16 protein-coding genes are annotated in these 20,958 nt (G+C 72.6%); 11 read left to right on the forward strand and 5 right to left on the reverse strand.

Annotated elements, in window-relative coordinates; all coding sequences use genetic code 11:
- Window positions 1–116 precede the first annotated feature (116 nt).
- On the reverse strand, window positions 117–1,211 hold the full coding sequence (locus tag NMK34_RS30095; protein ID WP_318336139.1) for a PLP-dependent aminotransferase family protein: 1,095 nt from the start codon (window positions 1,209–1,211) through the stop codon (window positions 117–119).
- A 198-nt stretch (window positions 1,212–1,409) separates the two neighbouring features.
- On the opposite strand from NMK34_RS30095, the gene NMK34_RS30100 reads away from it, so the two are divergent.
- The gene (locus NMK34_RS30100; protein WP_318336140.1) at window positions 1,410–2,288 is read left to right on the forward strand and encodes a 3'(2'),5'-bisphosphate nucleotidase CysQ; all 879 of its coding nucleotides are present in this window, start codon (window positions 1,410–1,412) and stop codon (window positions 2,286–2,288) included.
- A 101-nt stretch (window positions 2,289–2,389) separates the two neighbouring features.
- Complete coding sequence (locus NMK34_RS30105; RefSeq protein ID WP_318336141.1) at window positions 2,390–3,961, forward strand: hypothetical protein; 1,572 nt, start codon at window positions 2,390–2,392, stop codon at window positions 3,959–3,961.
- Window positions 3,962–4,019: 58 nt separating this feature from the next.
- Here the strand turns inward: NMK34_RS30105 and NMK34_RS30110 are convergent, their stop codons facing one another.
- The 4 genes from NMK34_RS30110 to NMK34_RS30125 are packed head-to-tail and all read right to left on the reverse strand — an operon-like array spanning window position 4,020 to window position 6,977.
- Complete coding sequence (locus NMK34_RS30110) at window positions 4,020–4,934, reverse strand: glycosyltransferase family 2 protein (RefSeq protein WP_013289266.1); 915 nt, start codon at window positions 4,932–4,934, stop codon at window positions 4,020–4,022.
- A complete protein-coding gene (locus NMK34_RS30115; RefSeq protein WP_135242499.1) occupies window positions 4,931–5,932 on the reverse strand; it encodes a sulfotransferase family protein in 1,002 nt (333 codons plus the stop codon). Before NMK34_RS30115 ends, NMK34_RS30110 begins: the two co-directional genes overlap by 4 nt.
- Complete coding sequence (locus NMK34_RS30120) at window positions 5,929–6,504, reverse strand: glycosyltransferase (RefSeq protein ID WP_318336142.1); 576 nt, start codon at window positions 6,502–6,504, stop codon at window positions 5,929–5,931. The genes NMK34_RS30115 and NMK34_RS30120 overlap by 4 nt, the downstream gene beginning before the upstream one ends.
- A complete protein-coding gene (locus NMK34_RS30125) occupies window positions 6,501–6,977 on the reverse strand; it encodes a polysaccharide biosynthesis protein (RefSeq protein ID WP_013289269.1) in 477 nt (158 codons plus the stop codon). Before NMK34_RS30125 ends, NMK34_RS30120 begins: the two co-directional genes overlap by 4 nt.
- A gap of 500 nt (window positions 6,978–7,477) precedes the next feature.
- On the opposite strand from NMK34_RS30125, the gene NMK34_RS30130 reads away from it, so the two are divergent.
- The 9 genes from NMK34_RS30130 to NMK34_RS30170 all read left to right on the forward strand — a co-directional run bounded on the left by NMK34_RS30130 (window position 7,478) and on the right by NMK34_RS30170 (window position 20,900).
- Complete coding sequence (locus tag NMK34_RS30130; protein ID WP_318336143.1) at window positions 7,478–9,328, forward strand: Wzz/FepE/Etk N-terminal domain-containing protein; 1,851 nt, start codon at window positions 7,478–7,480, stop codon at window positions 9,326–9,328.
- The gene (locus NMK34_RS30135) at window positions 9,325–10,332 is read left to right on the forward strand and encodes a DUF3048 domain-containing protein (RefSeq protein WP_318336144.1); all 1,008 of its coding nucleotides are present in this window, start codon (window positions 9,325–9,327) and stop codon (window positions 10,330–10,332) included. The genes NMK34_RS30130 and NMK34_RS30135 overlap by 4 nt, the downstream gene beginning before the upstream one ends.
- A complete protein-coding gene (locus tag NMK34_RS30140; protein ID WP_318336145.1) occupies window positions 10,329–11,813 on the forward strand; it encodes an O-antigen ligase family protein in 1,485 nt (494 codons plus the stop codon). The genes NMK34_RS30135 and NMK34_RS30140 overlap by 4 nt, the downstream gene beginning before the upstream one ends.
- Window positions 11,813–13,018: a hypothetical protein gene (locus NMK34_RS30145; RefSeq protein WP_318336146.1), complete on the forward strand. Its 1,206-nt coding sequence runs from the start codon at window positions 11,813–11,815 to the stop codon at window positions 13,016–13,018. The genes NMK34_RS30140 and NMK34_RS30145 overlap by 1 nt, the downstream gene beginning before the upstream one ends.
- A 17-nt stretch (window positions 13,019–13,035) precedes the next feature.
- On the forward strand, window positions 13,036–13,899 hold the full coding sequence (locus NMK34_RS30150; protein WP_013289274.1) for a sulfotransferase family protein: 864 nt from the start codon (window positions 13,036–13,038) through the stop codon (window positions 13,897–13,899).
- On the forward strand, window positions 13,866–15,479 hold the full coding sequence (locus tag NMK34_RS30155) for an oligosaccharide flippase family protein (protein ID WP_318336147.1): 1,614 nt from the start codon (window positions 13,866–13,868) through the stop codon (window positions 15,477–15,479). The genes NMK34_RS30150 and NMK34_RS30155 overlap by 34 nt, the downstream gene beginning before the upstream one ends.
- 28 nt (window positions 15,480–15,507) lie before the next feature.
- Complete coding sequence (locus NMK34_RS30160) at window positions 15,508–16,437, forward strand: sulfotransferase (RefSeq protein ID WP_318336148.1); 930 nt, start codon at window positions 15,508–15,510, stop codon at window positions 16,435–16,437.
- A gap of 144 nt (window positions 16,438–16,581) precedes the next feature.
- Window positions 16,582–17,625: a glycoside hydrolase family 26 protein gene (locus NMK34_RS30165; RefSeq protein WP_318336149.1), complete on the forward strand. Its 1,044-nt coding sequence runs from the start codon at window positions 16,582–16,584 to the stop codon at window positions 17,623–17,625.
- 218 nt (window positions 17,626–17,843) lie between these two features.
- Complete coding sequence (locus NMK34_RS30170; RefSeq protein WP_318336150.1) at window positions 17,844–20,900, forward strand: malectin domain-containing carbohydrate-binding protein; 3,057 nt, start codon at window positions 17,844–17,846, stop codon at window positions 20,898–20,900.
- Window positions 20,901–20,958 lie beyond the last annotated feature (58 nt).

The following is a 20,958-nucleotide window of genomic DNA, read 5'->3' on the forward strand; positions in this document are numbered from 1 at the left end:
GGACTGGTCACCGGCAGAAGGTGAGCGGCACTCGCAGCATTGTGGGGGTGCCGGCCGGTCCGGCGGGAGTGCCGAACCGGCCAGCGGGGCCTTTTTGTCAGAAACCCGACAGAAAATCAGCCGCGAACGGCGGCCATCGCCTCCGCGAGACGCCGCACACCCTCGTCCATCCGGTCTGCCGTCACCGCCGAGTACGCCAGGCGCAGCGCGTGCCGGCCACCGTCGACCATGAAGTCGCTGCCCTTCACCACCGCCACGCCGCGCTCGGCGGCAGCCGGGGCGAGCCGGTCGACGTCGACGTCCTCGGGCAGCTCCACCCAGAGGAAGTAGCCGCCGTCCGGCTCCACGAACCGGGCCTCCGGGATGTGCCGGCGCAGCGACTCGGCCAGCACCGCCGACCGCTCGCCGAGCGCCGAACGGACCGTCCGGATCGACTCGTCGATCGCGCCGGAGACGCAGAACTGGTGCACGATCGCCTGCGCCACCATGCCGGGCGAGATGTAGAGGTTGGTGGCCCGCTTGGCGATCGCCGCGATCAGCTCGGCCGGGCCGACCAGGTAACCGACCCGGACTCCCGGGCAGACCGTCTTGGTGAAGCTGGAGGCGTGCACCACCACGCCCCGGCTGTCCATCGACAGCATCGAGGGCAGCGGCTCGCCCCGGAACCGGATGTCCGCGTACGGGTCGTCCTCGAAGATCGTGAACTCGTACTCGGCGGCCAGGTCCAGCAGCTCACGGCGCTTCTCCAGGGAGAGCGTCACGCCGGCCGGGTTCTGGTAGTTGGGGATCACGTGGGCCAGCCGCGGCCGTACCCCGGACTCCAGCAGCTTGCGCAGCTCGGCGGTGTCCAGACCGTCCGGCTGGATCGTCACGCCGTGCACCTCGCCGCCCATCTGCTTCAGGTTGAGCAGCGTGCGGTCGTACGTCGGGCGCTCGACCACCACCGCGTCGCCCCGGCGGACCAGGTGGTCGAAGAGGAACGCGTCGGCCTGCAACGAGCCGTTGGTGATCAGCACCTGGTCGGCCTCGACACCGTGCTTCTCGGCGATCCACTTCCGCAAGGGCGGGTAGCCGACGGAGGTGCCGTACGCGGTGACCCCGGCGGGGTCGGCGTCGAAGGCGCGGACGGCGGCGGCCTTGAGCCCCTCGACATCGACGATGTCCAGCGAAGGCGCGCCACGGGCGAACGAGATCAGCTGCTCGGCGGTCATGCGCAGAGCCTAGGGCCTGGCCCGGCGGGTCCGACCGCGATACACGCGAAGTTCAACATGCGGGCGGCCGGCCGGGTCACCGGTGCGTCCGGGGGATCCGAGACCGCCTCGCGACTGTCTACGATCCGACGGACGCTGGCGCCGGTCCGACCGGACGCCGAAGGATGACGGGTCGCGGCAGACCCGGGAGAACAAGGGATGAGGCTCGTGACCGAGGACGAGGCGGGACGGCTCGACGACCAGCGGTTCGCGCAGTGGCTGGCAACCGAGGCCGGCAAGGCGCTCACCGCGCTGCGGGACCGGCAGGGCTTCGCCGACCCGAAGGCGCTCAAGGACGCCGGCGACCGCGCGTCGCACGAGCTGATGACGGCGGCGCTGGCCCGGCTGCGGCCGGCCGACGCGGTGCTCTCCGAGGAGGAGGCCGACGCGCGCCGCGCGTGGGCGGACGGCGAGCGCGCGCCCCGGCACGAGGCGGACCGGGTCTGGATCATCGACCCGCTGGACGGCACGCGCGAGTTCTCCGAGGAGGGCCGGGACGACTGGGCGGTGCACGTGGCGCTCTGGCAGCGCTCCGCCGCCCCGGACGGCGCCCTGGTCGCCGGCGCGGTGGGCATGCCGGCCCGGACCACGGTGGACGGTACGCCGCTCGTGCTCGGCACCACCTGCCCGCAGCCGAAGGCGTCCGACGGACCGATCCGGATCGCGGTGAGCCGCAGCCGCCCGCCGGCGTTCGTGGGCGAGCTGGTCGAGATGCTCGGCGCCACCGCGGTGCCGATGGGCTCGGCCGGTGTGAAGGTCTGCGCGGTGGTGACCGGCGAGGTCGACGCGTACGTCCACGCGGGCGGTCAGTACGAGTGGGACAGTGCCGCACCGGTCGCTGTGGCGCTGGGCGCGGGCATGCACGCGTCCCGGATCGACGGTTCGCCGCTGCGCTACAACCGGGCCGACCCGCGGCTGCCCGATCTGCTGGTCTGCCGGCCCGAACTGGCCGACCAGTTGCTCGACGCGATCGCCCGGACCGGGGTCGAGATGCCCGCTTCGACCGTCACCGGTGACCAGGGTAAGGCGTTCGGCTGAGTGTCACGGTACGTACGGCCAGGTGGATGAGGGTTATCGTCGGGCAGGTATGCGTGGCGATCTGAGCCCCGATCACGGGCCGCCGACAGCCAGGGAGGGTCATGCCGGCCGACCGAGAGCCGCACAATGCCTTCGGGCAGCCGACCGGCCTGTGGCCGGGTCAGGACATTCCACGCCAGGTGGGCGGCCCTTCGCTGCCCTGGCCGGAGGCCGAGAGCGCGCCACCGCCACCACCGGCCCGGCCGGGCGGTGACCTGCCCTGGCCCGAGCGTGACCGGACCGACGCCGGTCACCACGACGGGCCCGGTCACGACCCGGCCGGCTGGGACGCCGCTCCCGGCACGACGAACGGCTGGGCGCCGCAGCACGGGCCGGTGGGCCACGGCGGTGACGCCTGGCCGCAGGGCGAGCCGCACGAAGACGCCTGGGCCACTCAGGCCGGTCCGGCGGGTGAGGCGGGCTGGGGTGCGGGCACCACGGCGACCGCCACGCTGACCGGACCGCCCCCGGTGGACGTTCCGCACGGACCCGTTCCGCACGGACCGGCCACCGGCGGGCCGGGCCGGCCGCCCGCGCCGCCGCTCGCCCCGGCCCCCGTGCCGTCGTCCGGCGGCTCCCGCCGTCGCTGGCGGGTCGCCCTCGCGGCGGCACTGGTCCTGGCCGTGGCCGGCAGCGGGGTCGCGGTGGCCACGCTGCGACCCGACGCGGCGGAGCGGCAGGCCGGCGGGACGCCCGGCTCCGTCGGGCCGGCCACCTCGATGGGCCCGGGCACGCCCGGCACCCCGAGCGCATCGCCGAGCGCCGACCAGGGTCTCGGCGGCAAGCCCTCGGCGCGTCCGTCGGCCTCCGCGGACGCCGGGCCGGCCTTCAGCGGTACGCGACTGACGCTGCCCGGCGCCTCGATCGGTGTGCAGAGCGGGGAGACGTTCGGCCAGGCGCTGGCCCGGTCCGACCAGACCTTCGGCAAGCTGCGGATGGCCCGGATCTTCTTCCCCGGCCTGCCGCCGGCCTGGTCCGGCAGCCGGGCCGACGTGGTGGACCGGACCGTCGTGGTGTCGTTCAAGGCGTCGCCGCAGGAGGTGAACACCGGCAAGTTCGACTCCCGCCTGACCTCCTGGTTCTCCTCGATCCCGCGCGAGCACAACGTCTACTGGTCGTACTTCCACGAGCCGGAGGACGACGTCGAGCGCGGCGCGTTCAGCACGACGGCGTACCGGACGGCGTGGAAGCGGATCGCCGGCCTGGCCGACCGGACCGGCAACCCGAAGCTGATCAACACGCTGATCCTGATGTGCTGGACGCTCGACCCGAAGTCCGGGCGCAGCTTCGACGCGTTCTACCCCGGTGGCGACGTGATCGAGGCGCTGGGCTGGGACTGCTACAACTGGGGCAAGAAGTGGAAGCGGTACGCCTCGCCGCAGGAGATCTACGGCCCCATGATCAGCAAGTCGAAGGCGCTGGGTAAGCCGTGGGGCGTCGCCGAGACCGGCAGCGACCTGGTGCCCGGTGACGGGGGCACCGGGCGGGCGGCCTGGATCCGGTCGATGACCGGCTTCCTCAACGGCCAGCGGCCGGAGTTCGTGGCGTACTACAACCAGACGGTCAGCCAGGGCGACTTCCGGCTGCTCGACCAGCCGAGCATCCAGGCGTGGAAGTCCTTCTGCACGGCCTGATCGCAGCGGAACGAGAACGGGCGGGCGACCTCGGTCGCCCGCCCGTCTCGCGTACGGCTCAGATGCCCCGGCCGCGCTTGTGCAGCGTGCGCAGCACCCGGTCGGCCTGCACGGCCCGGCTCGCCACCGCCAGCGCCAGGTAGGCGCGCGGCTCCTTCGGGTTACGGGCCAGCGTGCGCCGGGCCCAGCGGACCGCGTCGCGCCGGTTGCCCATCGCGGCCTGCGCGAAGGCGATCTGCCCGGCCACCCGCGCCTCGCCGTGCGGCACGGTGGCGAACTCCGGGTAGCGGCGCAGCAGCCACTGCAACGCGGTCGAGATGGTCTCCCAGCGCTGCGCGAAGTAGGACCGCTTGTGCCAGCGGACCAGCACGTACGGGCTCTCCACGTTCACCAGCGGGGCGTACCGGGCGGCGCGGAGCAGGAACTCGTAGTCCTCCGCGTAGCTGCCCGGGATCTGCTCGTCCACCAGGCCGATCGCGTCGAGCAGCGCGGCGCGGCGGATCAGGAACGTGGACGGGTGCAGCTCGGTGAGCCGGTCGCGCAGCAGCGCCTCCAGCGAGATCCGGGCCCGGTCCAGCGAACGGTCCACCGTACGGTCGTCGTAGCTGACCCGGATGCCGCAGCTCACCAGCGCGCCGTCCGGGTGCGCGTCGAGCGCCCCGAACTGGGCGGCCAGCTTGCCGGGCAGCCACTCGTCGTCGTCGTCGCAGAACGCCACCCAGTCGCCGGTGGCCGCCTCGATGCCGGTGTTGCGCGCGCCGGCCAGTCCGGCGGTACGGGTATTCGTGATCACCCGGATCCGCCGGTCACCCCGGTCGGTCTCCAGCGACCGGTCCGGCTCGGACTGGTCGTAGACGACGATCGCCTCGATCAGGCCCGGGTGGGCCTGGCTGAGGATCGCGTCGAGCGCCGCACGCAGCAGCTCCGGACGGTCCCGCGTCGGTACGACGACCGAGATGCTCGGCCCACTCATGCTCTCTCCACGGACTCGTCGGATCCCCGCTGGCCCAGATAGCCGTAGCGGACCCGCAGGGGAAGCGTGGCCAGGCTGACCACGGCACGGCTCCGGCGCGGCAGGCGGTCCCGCCACGCCTCGTCCCGGCGCACCGTCAACGGCCCCCCGCTGAAGCGCAGCGGGTTGCCGGCGACGCTGTGCGCGCGGAACGGTGCGGCCGGCTCGGGCGCCGCGCCGGTGTCGCCGGCCCCGGCCAGGATGCGCAGCGCCGCCGGGTCGTCCGGCAGGCCGGCGAAGTCCCGCACCCGGCGTACGGTGCCGGCCGGGTCGGCGGTGAAGTCCTCGTAGCGCAGCCGCAGCACCTTCGCCCGGGAGGCGAGCAGGTGGAACGCGGCGTTCTGCGCGGTCCACAGCTTGCTCACCTCGAACGGCGAGAAGGTCGGCATGAAGTCCTCGCCGTCGACCACCTCGGGGCGGCGCACCTGCTTGCCCCACGAGTACGCCACCGCCCGGCTGTCCCGGACCAGGTGCAGCACCCGCAGGTCGAGCCCTTCGGCCCAGCGCAGGGCGAAGGCGAGCGAGGCGTGCTTGCTGGAGTCCACCACCACGCGGGCGCCGGTCACCGACAGCGCGGCCCGGTAGATCCGGGTGTACAGGTCGGCGTAGCGGCGCACGTCGGCCAACTGCTCCGGCGGGAGCGCGTCCTTCGCCAGCCGGGGGATGTGCCGGGTCCGGTCGACGCGGTCCTTCAGCGCCAGCACGTCGTCCCGGTCGACAGCGGCCCAGCCGCCGAACGCCTGGTCGCCGACCTGACGCCAGAACGGGCAGGCGGTGAACCGCTCACCGCAGCCGCACCGCTCGTCGGCGCCGAGCGCCCGCTCCCACAGGTGCACCACCTCACCGACGGCGCACACGTCGGCGCTCTGCGCCAGCAGCAGCTCCAGCAGCGTGGACCCGCTGCGGCCGAGGCCACCGACGAAGAGGACCCGCGGCGGCGCCGGATCCGGGGCGCTCATCCGCGACGCCCGACGGCTCGTCGCCGTACCCGGCGGGCCACCAGCTCGTCGATCACCGCGCCGACCCGGGCGACCGCCTCGGCGCGCGGGTCCGGGCGGTTCGGGTCGGCGGCCAGCACGAACCGGTTCGGGTCGGCCAGGCCCTCGTCCAGCGCGGCGAGCAGCTCGGCCTCGGACTCGCACAACCGCACCATGCCGGCCGCGCCGAGACGGCGGGAGAACAGCTGCTGGTGGTTGTCGACGTGCTCGTCGTGCGACGGGTCGCGGGGCACCACGATCGGCAGGTGGCCGTTGCGCCGCGCCTCGGTGATGGTGGCCGGGCCGCCGTGGCTGACCACGAGCGTCGCCTCCGCCATCGCCCGCTGGAGTTCCTCGTGGCCGAGGAACGGGGTGGCCTCGGGCAGGGCCGGGGTGCGGCTGTGGCCGTACTGGAGGACCAGCCGGACCTCGGGCCGCGCCGCGTGCCAGCGCTCCAGCCAGCCGACCAGCCGGTCGAAGCGGTGCACGTCGGTGCCGACGACGACCAGCACGTACGGCGCCGCGGAGCGCCGATCCCGCTGCCGGGGGATCACAGGAGGTTCCCCACGACGGTCGCCTCCGGGTACATCCGGCGCTGCTCGTCCCACTGCACGAGCATCGCGGAGAGGAAGGGACGGCAGAGCCGGGCGGTGAGCGTCGCGCTGTCGATCCGGTCGTACACCTCGATGTAGACGGTCGGGATCTTGCGCATGCGGGCCGCCACCACGAACGGCAGGGCGACCCCGGCGCCGGTGGTGACCACCGCGTCGACCTGACGCCGGCGGATCACCTTCAGCGCGAGGAACGCGTTGCGTACCAGGTTCTTGACGTTGCGTGTGGTGGGGTGGTGCGCCCAGACCACGTCCTCACCGGCGAGCAGCGAGCGCGCGTCGGGGGTGTCGAACGTTACCCATGCGCGGCGCCGATCCCGGTACCACGGTTCCAGGGCCAGGAGCTGGGCCAGGTGCCCGCCACTGGAACCCACCAGCAGGACCTGCCCCGAGTCCTCGGTTGACCCGCTCACCACAGACTTCCTCCCGTACGCGGATGACGCGTCCGGATTTTTGTGAAAGCCCCTCGGACGCGTCCTGACAACCTACTGGCGCGCCCCTGGGCAACTGAAGGGGCCATTGGACGGATCCTGACGCGCCGGTCGGCTCACCTCTCGATTCCCGTCACTGGGATGCCCACCCGCCGGCCACCGTCCAGGTCAGCCCGGTTCGCCCCGTGCTGCCGGGGCGGGCCACCGGAGGAAAGTGAGATGTGTCAGGATTCCGTCACCGCTCCGCACGAGAGCCGTCGGCGACGCCGGCTTATCCGGGGACAGGTCGGGCCCGACACCGGGAAACCCGCCGAATGGTCAGCGCCGATCGGCCATTTCTACGCGGGCTGCCCACACCCGGGCAGGCTTACCGGAACGTGAGCAGACTTTCCCTCGTCGTTCGGATCGGGGACACTCAAGGCCACGGTCAGGTCCAGCTGTGCCGTGGACTGCCCGGCTCGGTCGAAAGGGAGCGACAGACTCTGATGCCCTCACCCCATTTGGCCGAGAGCGACGCCGACGGTCTTGCCCTGATGGCCTACCTGGGCTGGCTGCGCCGCCGCTGGTGGATCCTGCTGCTCGCCGCGGCCCTCGGCCTGGGCGGTGGGCTGGCGCTGAGCCAGATCCAGGAGGCGCGCTACACCTCGACCACGTCGCTGCTGGTGCGCCCGCTCGGCTCGGGCGCGGAGAGCAACCCCAACACCAAGGTCAACCTCGACACCGAGGCCCAGGTCGTCCGTTCCCTGGTCGTGGCCGAGCGGGCCAAGGCGCTGATGAAGGTCGACACCGGGGCCGACCAGCTCGTCAAGTCGGTGACCGTCAAGGTGCCGCCGAACAGCCAGATCCTCCAGGTGGTCTACGAGGCGAACAGCCCCGAGGGCGCCCAGTCGGGCTCGCACGCGTTCGCCCAGGCGTACCTGGACCTGCGCAAGGCCACCGCGCAGAAGACGCTGGAGAACGAGACGAACGCGCTCAAGCAGCAGATCGCCGAACTGAACAAGCAGCTCAGCGCCGTCGCCGGGCGGATCGCGGCGGCGCCGTCGAACTCGCCCGAGCGGGAGCGGGCCGAGGCCGAGCGGAGCGTCCTGACCAACCAGATCACCGGCCTGAACAACCGGCTCAGCCCGCTGGTGTCGGCCGGCTCCGACCCGGGCGAGATCATCTCCGACGCCCGGCTGCCCGACTCGCCCAGCTCGCCGAACCGCACGCTCAACCTCGCCAGCGGCATGGGTGCGGGCCTGCTGCTCGGCATCGTGCTGGCGCTGGTGCTGGACCGGCTCGACACCCGGATCCGGCGCGGTCGTGACATCTCCGACCGGGTCGGCCTGCCGCTGCTCGTGGAGCTGCCGTCGCGGACGCCGTCGCTCGCAGTCCTGCCGGCCACCCACCGGGTCTCCCGTGAGCTGGGCCGGCTGCGCAACGTGCTGCTGTCCGCCGTGCCCGAGCCGGCACAGGGCGGACGCGGCCGCCAACTGCTGCTCTGCGACGCCTCGGCCGGCTCCGCCGCCGGGTTCGTCGCCGCCAACCTCGCCGCCGCGTACGCCCGTACCGGCCAGCAGGTCGCGCTGATCACCACCAAGCCCGACTCGACGGTGGGCGCCATCACCGGCGTGGCCGAGGGACGGCACAACCTGGCGTCGGTGCTGCGCCGCGACGTACCCCCGCTCAAGGCGCTCGCGCCGGTCCCGGGGCTGGGCCAGCTCCGGGTGCTGGTGCCGGGCGACCTGGACGCGGAGGTCGAGCTGCCGGTCGCCGGCCTGCTGGAGATCCTGCACGAGCTGTCCGCGCGCTTCGACCACGTGATCATCGAGACCGCGCAGCCCACGTTCGCCGTGGAGGCCCAGGCCCTGGGCCGGTACGTCGACGCCGTGATCATGGTGGCCGAGGCGGGCAAGACCCGCAGCGGCGAGATCACCGCCGCCCTGCAGCAGTTCGAGCAGGTGAACGCACCGGTGATCGGTGCCGTGCTGGCCCCGCGCCTGGCCGCCCCGGCGGCCGGCGCCGCCCGGCCGGCGTCCTCGGGCGGTTCGGGCACGTCGGGCGGTTCGGGCACGTCGGGCACGCCGAGCACCCCGGTGGCACCGGCGAACCGGCCCAAGCCCCGGCCGAGCCCCGGCCCGTCCGCCGAGTCGACGATGGTGCTGCCGCGCATGCAGTCGTCCCGCCCCGCCCCGGCGAAGCCGGCACCGGGCAAGGCCACCCCGCCGCCGAGCCCCGGCAACCAGGGCATGCCGGGCAAGCCGGTACCGCTCAACGGCACCGGCGGCACGTACCGCTCCCGGGGTGACGGCGACGGCCGCAGCTACGCCCTCGACTCCGGCGAGGACCTGGGGTGAACCGCCGGCAGATGCTCCGCGCCGCCATCGCCCCCGCCGTCGTCCTCGGCGTCGGTACCGGGTGCAGCGAGCCCGAGCCCAAGCCGGGCAAGGTCCAGGTGGTGGACCCGGGCGACGTCACCGCCTCGCCGTCATCGGCCAGTGCCTCGCCGACCCTGCCCACCGGCCCGCTCACCGGTGCGCCGGTGAGCACCCCGGCCGCTGCCACCCGCCAGGCGGTCGCCGTGCCGCTGCGGGTGAGCCCCGCGACCACCCCGGCCGGCCTGGACGCCGCCGACCTGGTCTACGCCGAGTTCGCCGAGTCCGACACGCTGCACCTGACCGCCGTGTTCCACTCCAAGGACGCCGCCAAGATCGGCCCGGTCACCGAGATCCGGCCGGTCGACATCCGGTCGCTCGCCGTGCTGCGCCCGTTCGTCGGCTACGACGGCGGCCCCACCGGCTTCCTCACCCAGTTCGAGAACTCCGACCTCGACGGCGTGACGCCCGACGACGACAGCAAGGTCTTCTCCGGCGACTACACGTCGACCGCCGCACTGCTCAAGGCCGCCCCGAAGGGTGGCCAGCCGCCCACCCCGCCGATCGACCACGCCGGCGAGGGCGACGCACTCGCCATCCGCGACCTCGCGCCGGCCACCGAACTCACCGTCACCGTCTCCGGCGGCCCGCCGATGGTCTGGCGGTACGACCAGGCCAAGTCCGTCTGGGCCACCAAGGTCGGCAAGGTCACCGTGACCGCCGCCGCCGTCATCGTGCTGACGATGGAGTACCGCACGCTGGACGTCCGCAACCCGTCTCCGCGCTCGCTGCCCTCGGCGAACGTCTTCGGTGAGGGCGCGGTGCTGGCGGTCTCCGGGCCGAACAGCGCGAAGGGCCGGTGGCGCAAGCCCGGCCTCAGCATGGTCTGCACGCTCGCCGACACCGGCGGCGATCTCCTGCACCCCCAGCCCGGCAACGCGTGGGTGATCTACGCGCCGACCACCGCCAAGGTCACCGTGAGATGAGCACCGCCACCCCGCCCCGCACCGCGCGCGGGACGGTTCCGGTCGGGGCGGTGTCGCCGCCGGACGGGAACCGCCTGCGGCCGGTGACGGTACGGCCGGAGAGCTGGTCGTGGCGGCTGCCGACGGCATGGCCGCTGATCTCGGTCTTCCTGCTGTACCCGCTGTGGTGGGTGCTCGGCGTGTCGAGCTTCGTCTTCGTCATCTTCGCGGTGCCGATGGTGGTGCAGATGCGCAAGCGGGGCCCGATCCGGGTACCGCCCGGCTTCGGGATCTGGATGGTCCTGCTGCTCTGGGTGTTCCTGTCCGTGCTCACCCTCGACCTCACCGCGCCGAACACGCTGCCACCCGGCGGCAGCGGCAAGTACATCGGCTGGGGCATCCGGCTCGCCAACTACGTCGCCATGACCGTGACCATGCTCTACGTCTACAACCTGCGGGAGCGGGAGCTGTCCCAGCGCCGGATGGTCCGCCTGTTCGGGTTCATGGGCGTGGTCGTGGTGCTCGGCGGCTGGATCGGCTCGCTGTACCCGAACCTCACGTTCGTCGCGCCGCTGCGATTCGTCCTGCCCCAGTCGATCGCCGGTCACCCGTACGTCACCTCGCTCATGGAGATCAAGTTCGCCCAGGTGCAGCAGGTGATCGAGGGGGAGGCCAGCTCGCCCCGCCCGTCCGCGCCGTTCACCTACACGAACTCGTGGGGCCAGAACACCGCCATCCTGCTGGTCTGGCTGATCGTCGGCTGGGTCGTGCTGGGCAAGCCGATGCGCCGGACCGCCGGCGTGGCGATCGCCCTCGCGGCGATCTTCCCGATCGTCTACTCGTTGAACCGGGGCCTCTGGATCGGTCTCGGCATCGCGGCCGCGTACGTCGCGCTGCGGCTCGCGCTGCGCGGCCGGATGGTGGTGCTCGGCGGGCTCGCCCTGGCGGTCGGGCTGATCGGGGTGCTGATCGTCGCCACACCGCTCGGCCGCACCTTCGACGAACGCCTCCAGAACGGCCACAGCGACGACATCCGGACCACGCTGTCCCAGGGCGCGGTCACCGCGGCGAACCATTCGCCGATCCTCGGGTACGGCGGCAACCGGGCGCTGATCGGCAGCAACCGGTCCATCGCCATCGGCAAGTCCGAGGACTGCAAGCAGTGCGGCAACCGGGAACTCGGCAGCAACGGCCAGGTCTGGGCGCTGCTCGTCGGGCAGGGCTGGGTCGGCGCGATCTGCTACAACGCCTTCTTCATCTACTGCATCTGGCGCTACCGCCGCGACCACAGCGCGGTCGGCATCGCCGGCACGCTCGTGCTCATCCTCATGCTCTTCTTCCAGTTCACCTACGGTGCGATGGAAGCGACACTCGCCTACGCCCTGATCACTGTCGCCCTGCTGGCCCGCAACGACCGGATACGCCGGTCGCTCGCGCCGGCGCCACCCCAGGGCACGATCGCCGGGCTACGGGCCCGACTGGAAAAGACCGGTGACAGCTGATGGTGTTCCGCGTACCCCCGGACGGCGACGGCCGTGCCGCGTACCTCGGTGAACTGGCCGGGCTGATCTGGCCCGCACCGGCCGAGCCCAGCCTGCGCCGCGGCGGCGCCGGCTGGGTGTTGGTGCCCTCGGCGTCCCGCCCCCGGCTGCTCGTGCCGACCGGCTCGGGCCGGGCGGCGGCGAGCGCGGTCCGGCACTCCACCGAGGCGGTCGGCCGCAAGGCCAAGCTGGTCCGGCAGGGTCTGTCCACCGCGTTCCGGCTCGGGCTGGGCCCGCTGGTGTTCCGCGACCGGCTGGTGGTCGACGGCGGCGGGCTGGACGCGTACCTGACCGAGGTGCTCGGCGAGCCGGCGCTGGTGAGCCTGCACATCGGGCCGGCCCGGGCGAACCGCAAGCCGGTGCTGCAACTGCTCGCCCCGGACGGCCGGGCCCTCGGGTACGCCAAGCTCGGCGTCGACCCGCTGACCCGCGCGCTGGTGCACGCCGAGGCGGACGCGCTGCGCCGCCTCGCCGAGGTGCCGCTCGGCCCGGTGGTGCTGGCCGGGGTACGCCACCACGGCGACTGGCACGGCCACGCGCTGCTCGTGCAGGAGGCGCTGCCGGTGCGGCTGCCCCGGGCCGCCCCGGCCGCCGCGGAGGCGGCCGAACGCGCCGCGATGGTGGCGGTCGCGGGCTGTCTCGGCGTACGCCGGCAGTCGTGGGCGGCCAGCGGGCACGCGGCCCGGCTCACCGCCGCGGTGGACGCGCTCGGGCCCCGGCCGGAGGCCGGGCGGCTGCGCGCGGCGCTGAAGTCCGTCGCGGACGCCGACCCGGTGGTGGCCTTCGGCGCCTGGCACGGGGACTGGAACGGCGGCAACAGCGCGGTGCTGGCCGACAGCCGGGTGCTGGTCTGGGACTGGGAACGGTTCGAGGCGGATGTGCCGGCCGGGTACGACGCGCTGCACCTGGCGGTGCAGGGCGCGATGACCCACGACGGGGTGGAGCCGGTCGAGGCGGCCCGCGCGCTGATCGCCGGCGCCGGGGCCACCCTGGCGCCGTTCGACCAGACCGGTGGGGGCGCCGATCTGGTCGCCGTGCTCTACCTGGTGGAGCTGGCGGCGCGCTACCTGCGGGACCGGCAGGCGGAGGCGGGTGCGCGACTGGGGCACGTCGACACCTGGCTGCTGCCCGCCGTCGAGGAACACCTGGCCCGCCGGGCCGGGTGAGAGTGAGGAGTGGGGACGTGACGCTGGCCAAGGAGCAGGCGCTCCGCGCGGTGAAGTCGGTGAGCCGGACGGTCGGCCGGCTGACCGCCGGTTCGCGGATGGTGCCGGGATTCCTGATCGTGGGGGCGCAGCGCTGCGGCACCACCTCGCTGTTCAAGACGCTGTCGCAGCATCCCGGTGTGCTGCCGCCCGCGTACCACAAGGGCGTGCACTACTTCGACATGGACTACCACCGGGGGATGAGCTGGTACCTCGGGCACTTCCCCACCACCGGCAAGGCCGAGGCGGTGAAGGCCCAGATCGGGGTACGCGGGATCACCGGCGAGTCCAGCCCGTACTACATGTTCCACCCGCTGGCCGGGCAGCGCATCGCCCGGGATCTGCCCTCGGTGAAGCTGCTGGTGCTGCTGCGTGACCCGGTGGAGCGCGCCTACTCCGCGCACTCGCACGAGCTGGCCCGCGGCTACGAGACCGAGACGGACTTCGAGCGGGCGCTCGCGCTGGAGGAGTCCCGTACGGCGGGCGAGCGGGAGCGGATGATCAGCTCCGCGTCGTACGCCAGCGAACACCTCCAGCACAACGCGTACCTGGCCCGGGGCCGCTACATCGAGCAGCTGGAGCGCCTGGAGGCGCTGGTCGGCCGGGACCGGATGCACGTCATCGACAGCGACGACTTCTTCGCCGACCCGCGTCCCTCCTTCGACGCGGTGTGCGACTTCCTCGGGCTGCCCCGCTGGGCGGACATCGCGTTCGGCAAGCACAACTCCCGGTCCCGTTCGCCCATGTCGGCGGAACTGCGGACCCGGCTGGAGGACCACTTCGCGCCGTACGACGAGCGGCTGGCGACGTGGTGGGGACGCGTGCCGTCGTGGCGGCGGTGACGCGGGCGGACGCCGGCGGCACCCCGACGCTCACCGCACCGCCCCCCGGTCCGGGCGCGGGGCTGGGCGGCGCGGCCCGGCAGGGCTTCGCCAACCTGGTCGGGGTCGGGCTTGCCGCGGTCGCCGGCTTCGGCCTGAACATCGTCATCGCCCGCGGCTGGTCGGTCCGCGAGGCGGGCATGTTCTTCGCGGCCACCAGCGCGTTCATGATCGCCGCGTCGGCGGCGCGGCTCGGCACCGACGTCGGCACCGTCTACTTCGTCAGCCGCCAGCGCACGCTCGACCGCCGCGACCAGATCCGGGGCACGATCCTGGTCGGGTTGCTGCCGGTGCTCGTGGTCGGCACGCTGCTCGGGCTGGCCGGCTGGCTGGCCGCGCCGGCCCTGGCCCGGACCACCATGCCGGAGGCCGGGCCGGAGGCGGTGACCGCACTGCGCATCCTGCTGGCGTTCGTGCCGCTGGCCGCGCTCAACGACTACGCGCTCGCCGCCTGCCGCGGCTTCGGCCAGATGCGTCCGCTGCTGACCGTGGAGCGGCTCGGCCGCACGCTGGTGCAGTTCCTGGCCGTGGCGGTGGCCGCCTGGCTCGGGCTGTCCGCCACCGTCGCACTGCCGCTGGCGTGGGTGGTGCCGTACCTGATCGCCGCGGTGGTCGCGCTGTTCTGGCTGAGCCGTCTGGTCGGCCGGGCCGGGCGGCAGGTGACCCGGCCGGTGCCGGCGCGTGAGCTGGCCGGGCCGTTCTGGCGGTTCACCGGGCCTCGTGCGGTCAGCAGCCTGGCCGCGATCGTGGTTCAGCGGCTGGACATCGTGCTGCTCAGCGCGTTGCGCGGACCGGCGGATGCGGCGATCTACACGGCCGCGACCCGGTTCCTGGCGCTGGGTCAGCTCTCCAGCGTCGCGCTGTCCAGTTCGGTGCAGCACCGGCTGGCCGCCGCGTTCGCCCGTAACGACCGGGCCGAGGCGGGTCAGCTCTACCAGGTCGCCACCGGCTGGCTCGTGATCCTCTCCTGGCCCGCGTACCTGATCTTCGCGGCGTTCGCCACGCCGATGCTGGCGCTGTTCGGGACCGGCTACGCCGACGGCCGCCGGGTCGTGGTGCTGCTGGCGCTGACCATGCTGCTGGCCACCGGGTGCGGCATGGTCGACATGGTGCTCAACATGGCCGGGCGCACCGCGTGGACGTTCTACAACGCGATGACCGGCACCGTGCTCAACGTGGTCGGCAACGTGGTGCTCATCCCGCGTTACGGCATCCTCGGCGCGGCCCTGGCCTGGACCGTCTCGATCCTGGTCACCAACCTGGTACCGCTGACCCAGCTCTGGTGGTCGATGCGGCTGCACCCGTTCGGCGCCGGTACCCGGGCCGCGATGGCGCTCGCCGTCGCGACGCTGGGCCTGCCGCTCGGCGTGGCGACGTTGCTCGGCGCCGGTTCGCTCGTGCTCGCGCTGGTCACGGCCGCCGGGCTGGTCGCGTACGCGGCGGGTGTCTGGCGCTGGCGGCGCACCCTGAACCTCGACGCGCTGCGGTCCCTGCGCCGTGGCCGTAACCGGGCCGGGGCGGACCCGGCCGCCCAGTCCTGACCGATCCTGCGCACCGATGGGACCTTCGATGACAAGCGACTCCCCCGCCCCGCACTCCGGCCTGTCCACCGTGAAGGCCGCGAAGCTCGCCGCGGTCGGTCTGCTGACGGACCGCAAGGAACGCCGGGAGCTGGAGCGGCCGGTCGAGGGGGGCGGCCGCCGGCTCACCCTGAAGGTGGAGCGTCCGATCTTCATCCTGGGCGCCCCGCGCTCCGGCACCACGTTCCTCGGCAGTTGCGTCGGCGCGCTGCCGGACGTGTCGTACCACTTCGAACCGCGCCTGACCAAGGCCGTCGCCCGCTGTGTCTACGAGGGAAGCTGGACGCCGCAGCGGGCGGCCCGCTACTTCCGCGGGTACTACGGGGCGCTGCTCGCCGCGTCCGGGCACGGCGGGCTGCGGTTCGCCGAGAAGGACCCGGAGAACTGCTTCATCGTGCCGTTCCTGACCGAGGTCTTCCCGGACGCGGTCTTCCTGCACGTCTACCGGGACGGGCGGGACGTGGCGGTGTCGCACGCCGAGCAGCCCTGGCTGAACGCCGCGTCCACCGGTACCGGCCGCAGCGGCCGGGGCGGTACGCCGTGGGGCGCCGCGCCCCGGTTCTGGGTGGAGCCGGAGCGGCGCGAGGAGTTCACGCAGGTCTCCGACCTGGGCCGGTCGGCCTGGATGTGGCGGCGGTTCACCAGCAGCGCGCTGACCCAGCTCGCCGAGCTGCCCGCGGAGCGGGTGCGGCACCTGCGGTACGAGGACATCGTCACCCGCCCGGCCGAGGCGGCCGAGGTCGTGGCCGACTTCCTGGAGGTCGGTGATCCGGCCGGGCGGGAGGCGCTGCACGCCCGCTTCGCCAAGGCGCGGCCGGGTTCGGTGGGCCGCTGGCGGCAGCGACTGACCGAAAAGGATCTGGCCGATGTGATGGCTCAGGCCGGGCCGCTGCTGACGCGACTCGGCTACCCCGCCTGAGCGCCGCGTCACAGGTAGAGTGCCAGAGGTCGCCCGCCCGGCCCGGCGTGCCTCTCCGCCCACGCGGATCCGTCAGGGCCCCCATACCGTGGCCGGCGACCGTCCTGGGGAGAGGTTGCGGTGGTACGACGGTTACGACTGACGATGGCTGCCGTGCTGGGCCTGGCCTTCCTGGCCCCGGCCGTGGCGGCCTGTGACATCGGCTCGGAGCGATCCGACGAGACGGCGACGGCGGTGCCGCCCCCGCCCACTGTGACACCGCGGACCGCTCCGGTCCGCACCACCGGGTGGGGGCCGGAGCCGCCGGAGAAGGGGGCCTGGCTCGGCACCTGGGTCAAGCCGGAGTACCACAACGCCAGCGGGCGGGCCGCGGCGTACGACGCGTTCAACCAGGCGGCCGGCGGAAAGCTCGCCATCGCGCACATGTTCCACGAGTGGAACGAACCGTTCCCGAGCGCCACGGAGAAGTTGTTCCAGTCCCGGGGCAAGCTCCAGATGATCTCGTGGCAGGGCACCGACACCCGGTCCACAGTCAGCGGCGTCTACGACGCGCTGATCCGGGAACGCGCCAAGGACGTCAAGGAGTTCGGCGTTCCGGTGCTGCTGCGTTACCGGTGGGAGATGGACCGGCCGAACCTGGCCGCGAGCATGCACTCGCCGGAGGACTACGTCGCCGCCTGGAAGCACGTCCGCGGCATCTTCGCCGAGATGGGCGTCACCAACGCCGGGTGGGTGTGGTGCCCGCACGCGGACGGGTTCGCCGAGCCGCAGCGCCGGGCCGCCGCCTACTACCCGGGCGACGACCAGGTCGACTGGCTCTGCGCGGACGTCTATCCCAGTCCGGAGTGGAACAGTTTCTCCAACCGGATGGACCACTTCATGGCGTTCGCCAAGAAGCACCCGCGGCCGGTCATCATCGGCGAGTACGGCCTGACCCAGGACGGGCGGCCGGGCCAGCGGGCCGAGTGGATGCGCGAGGTCGGGCCGTACCTGAAGAAGCACCCGCAGATCAAGGCGGCGGTCTACTTCGCGGCCCGGCAGACGGAGAAGCCCATCTACGACAGCACGTTCGGCAACGACCCGGAGAGCGAGCAGGTCTTCCGGGAGATGGCGACCGATCCGTACTTCCAGCCACCGATGCCCGACCTGAGCGTTTCCTCAGGAACACCCTCCGTGTCCGGGGACTGATCGTCGCTCGTCTTTTCGTGTGACCCGGGCCCTTTCCTCGGTCAAAAAGGCCGAACCCGGGTGGACGGGCGACGGCCGAATGCGAGAAGGTATTGCTCTCACGTCTGCGGTCGGTCGAGTGACGCCCCGCCTCATGTCGGCACCGACCACGATCGCAGCGCCTCCGACGTTTCCCCCCGGAGTAGCCTGTGGCTTCCTCGATCCTGAGACACCGCTCGGTGTCCGCATTCGGCGCTGCCGTGCTCGGCATCGCCACCTTGTTCACACCGGTGCCGGCGCTGGCCGCACCGGCTGCGGCGCCCGCGCCCGACCACAGCACGCTGGTCGGCGAGGTGCCGTCGGACAAGACGCCGAACATCAACGACGGCAACGTCGTGGCCATCCACGACGCCGGTAGCAAGGTGATCGTCGGCGGCTCGTTCACCAACGCGCAGAACCGGGGCTCCTCACCCACCCCGGTCGACCGCCGCGGACTGCTCGCCTTCGACAAGGCGACCGGCAAGATCGACAACGCGTTCGCGCCGGTGCTGGACAACGACGTCACCGCGATCATCGCCGGGCCGACCCCCGGCACGGTGTACGTCGCCGGCAAGTTCAACAAGGTCGGCGACAAGAACTTCCGCAAGCTGGTGCTGCTGAACGTCGCCGACGGCACCCCGGTCGAGGGGTTCAAGGGCCCGGCGTTCAACGGCACGGTGAACGACATCGCGCTCGTCGACGGTCACCTGCTGGTCGGCGGCATCTTCACCACGGCGACCGCGACGATCAACCGCAACGGGCTGGCCTCGCTGAACCCGACCACCGGTGCGGTGGACGAGTACCTCACCGTGGCGCTGACCGAGAACCACAACTGGACCCCGACCAACAACGGCGCCTCGGCCGGTGTCGGCGTGGAGAAGCTCTCCGTCTCCCCCGACGGCAAGCACCTCGTGGTGATCGGCAACTTCAAGAAGGCCGACGGCGTCGTGCACGACCAGATCGTGCGGATCAACCTCGGTGAGAGCTCCGCGACCGTCTCCGACTGGAACACCGACGGCTACTCCGCGGCCTGCAAGTACACCGCGTTCGACTCCTGGGTGCGCGACGTCCAGTTCTCCCCGGACAGCAAGTACTTCGTGGTGGTCACCACCGGCGCGTCGTACCCGGGCACGCTCTGCGACTCCGCCGCCCGCTGGGAGACCTCCGCCACCGGTGCCGGCCAGAAGCCGACCTGGACGAACTTCAGCGGCGGCGACACGTTCCTCTCGGTCGGCATCAGCGAGAAGGCCATCTACGTCGGCGGCCACTTCCGCTGGTCGAACAACCCGCTCGCCCGTGACAAGGCCGGACCGGGCGCGGTGCCGCGGGCCAGCATCGCCGCGCTCGACCCGGTGAGCGGCCTGCCGCTGTCCTGGAACCCGGGCCGCCACCCGCGCGGCTACGGCGTCACCGAGATGCTGGTGACCCAGGAGGGTCTCTGGCTCGGCAGCGACCAGGAGTACATCGGCAACTTCGACTACCAGCGCAAGCGGATCGCCTTCTTCCCGCTGGACGGGGGCAGCACCCCGCACTCGACCAGCACCAAGGGCCTTCCCGGCAACGTCTACCAGGCCGGCCGCGCGGCGCAGACCGAGGTGCTCTACCGGGTCAACGCCGGTGGCCCGGCCATCCCGGCGACCGACGGCGGGCCGGACTGGGCCGCCGACAGCGCCACCGAGCCCAGCCCGTACCACAACACGGGCAACCAGGTCACCAGCTACACCACGAACGCGACGTTCGACGCCACCGTGCCGGCGAGCACGCCGGCCACGCTGTTCAACACCGAGCGGTGGGACGAGGCGACGGCGCCGGACATGCAGTGGGACATCCCGGTCGCCGCGGGCACCCGGGTCGACGTCCGGATCTACATGGCCAACCGCTGGTCCGGCACGAGCAAGCCGGGCGCCCGCAAGTTCGACGTCAGCATCGACGGCGTCCTCAAGCTGAACGACTTCGACCCGGTCGTCGCCGCCGGCGGAACCGACCGCGGCACCATGCAGTCCATCTCGGTGGTCAGCGACGGCGTCGTCGACATCGACTTCGGCCGGGTGCTGCAGAACCCGCTGCTGCACGGCATCGAGATCGTCAAGACCGCGCCCACGCCGGACGCCTCCGACGTGCTCTACCGGGTCAACGCGGGCGGCGACCAGCTCGCCGCGCCGAGCGGCCCGGCCTGGGCCGCTGACACCGCCGCCGCGCCGAGCACCTACCACAACGCCGGCAACCAGGTGACCAGCTACACCACGAACGCCACGCTCGACGGCACGGTGCCGTCGGGTACGCCGGTCGAGCTGTTCAACGCGGAGCGGTGGGACGAGTCGCCCGCGCCGGACATGCAGTGGGACTTCCCGGTCCCGGCCGGCACGCCGGTGCAGGTGCGCCTCTACCTGGCCAACCGCTGGTCCGGCACCGCCACCGCCGGCAAGCGCAAGTTCAACGTGTCGATCGACGGCGTGGTCAAGCTGAGCAACTTCGACCCGATCGCCGCGATCGGCGCCACCAACCGGGGCACCATGCGCGCGTTCCCGGTCACCAGCGACGGTAACATCGACATCGACTTCGGTCGTGTCCTGGAGAACCCGCTGGTGCAGGGCATCGAGATCGTCAAGCTGCCCCCGGTGCCGCCGGCCACCACCGTCGACAGCATCACCAAGCGGACGTACGACGGCGCCACCTCGGTCGGCAACGCGATGTCGGTGCCGAACGCGGACAACACCGGCTGGTCGGGCGTCAAGGGCGCCTTCTGGGTCGGCGGTGACCTGTTCTACGGCGTCGGCGGCGACCTCTACAAGCGCTCGTTCGACGGCAGCGAGTTCGGCACCCCGAAGAAGCTGGACCCGTACCACGACGCCAAGTGGGACCTGGTCGTCACCGGCTCCGCGCCGGAGGGCTCCACGTACGCCGGCACGACCGGCAACTTCTCCGCGGAGCTGCCGAACGTGACCGCCATGTTCTACAAGGGCGGCCGGATCTACTACTCGCTGGCCGGTCAGAGCACGCTGTTCTGGCGCGGCTTCACGCCGGACACCGGCACCGTCGGCGCCGAGCGCAACACGGTCACCGGCACCACGGCCTTCGCCGACGCGGGCGGCCTGTTCCTGGACGGCGAAACGCTCTACGTCGTCTCCCGGAGCACCGGCACCCTGTCCTCGATGGCGTGGTCCGACGGCGTGCCGACCGGCTCCGCCACGGTGCGCAGCGGTCCGAGCGTCGACGACGTGGACTGGCGCGGCACCTCGGTCTTCGTCGGCCCCTGACGGGCGGGCACGACCGAGACGGAACAGATACGACGATGGCCCGGCCGATATCGGCCGG

Origin of the sequence: Micromonospora sp. BRA006-A (genome assembly GCF_033433935.1) — a bacterium.
In the GTDB taxonomy this organism is placed as follows: Bacteria; Actinomycetota; Actinomycetes; order Mycobacteriales; family Micromonosporaceae; genus Micromonospora; species Micromonospora aurantiaca.

Coding starts and splice junctions, on each gene's coding strand:
- NMK34_RS30095 (WP_318336139.1), bottom strand. CDS start 1,211: ATGACCGCCGAGCAGCTGATCTCGTTCGCCCGTGGCGCGCCTTCGCTG.
- NMK34_RS30100 (WP_318336140.1), top strand. CDS start 1,410: ATGAGGCTCGTGACCGAGGACGAGGCGGGACGGCTCGACGACCAGCGG.
- NMK34_RS30105 (WP_318336141.1), top strand. CDS start 2,390: ATGCCGGCCGACCGAGAGCCGCACAATGCCTTCGGGCAGCCGACCGGC.
- NMK34_RS30110 (WP_013289266.1), bottom strand. CDS start 4,934: ATGAGTGGGCCGAGCATCTCGGTCGTCGTACCGACGCGGGACCGTCCG.
- NMK34_RS30115 (WP_135242499.1), bottom strand. CDS start 5,932: ATGAGCGCCCCGGATCCGGCGCCGCCGCGGGTCCTCTTCGTCGGTGGC.
- NMK34_RS30130 (WP_318336143.1), top strand. CDS start 7,478: ATGCCCTCACCCCATTTGGCCGAGAGCGACGCCGACGGTCTTGCCCTG.
- NMK34_RS30140 (WP_318336145.1), top strand. CDS start 10,329: ATGAGCACCGCCACCCCGCCCCGCACCGCGCGCGGGACGGTTCCGGTC.
- NMK34_RS30145 (WP_318336146.1), top strand. CDS start 11,813: ATGGTGTTCCGCGTACCCCCGGACGGCGACGGCCGTGCCGCGTACCTC.
- NMK34_RS30160 (WP_318336148.1), top strand. CDS start 15,508: ATGACAAGCGACTCCCCCGCCCCGCACTCCGGCCTGTCCACCGTGAAG.
- NMK34_RS30165 (WP_318336149.1), top strand. CDS start 16,582: ATGGCTGCCGTGCTGGGCCTGGCCTTCCTGGCCCCGGCCGTGGCGGCC.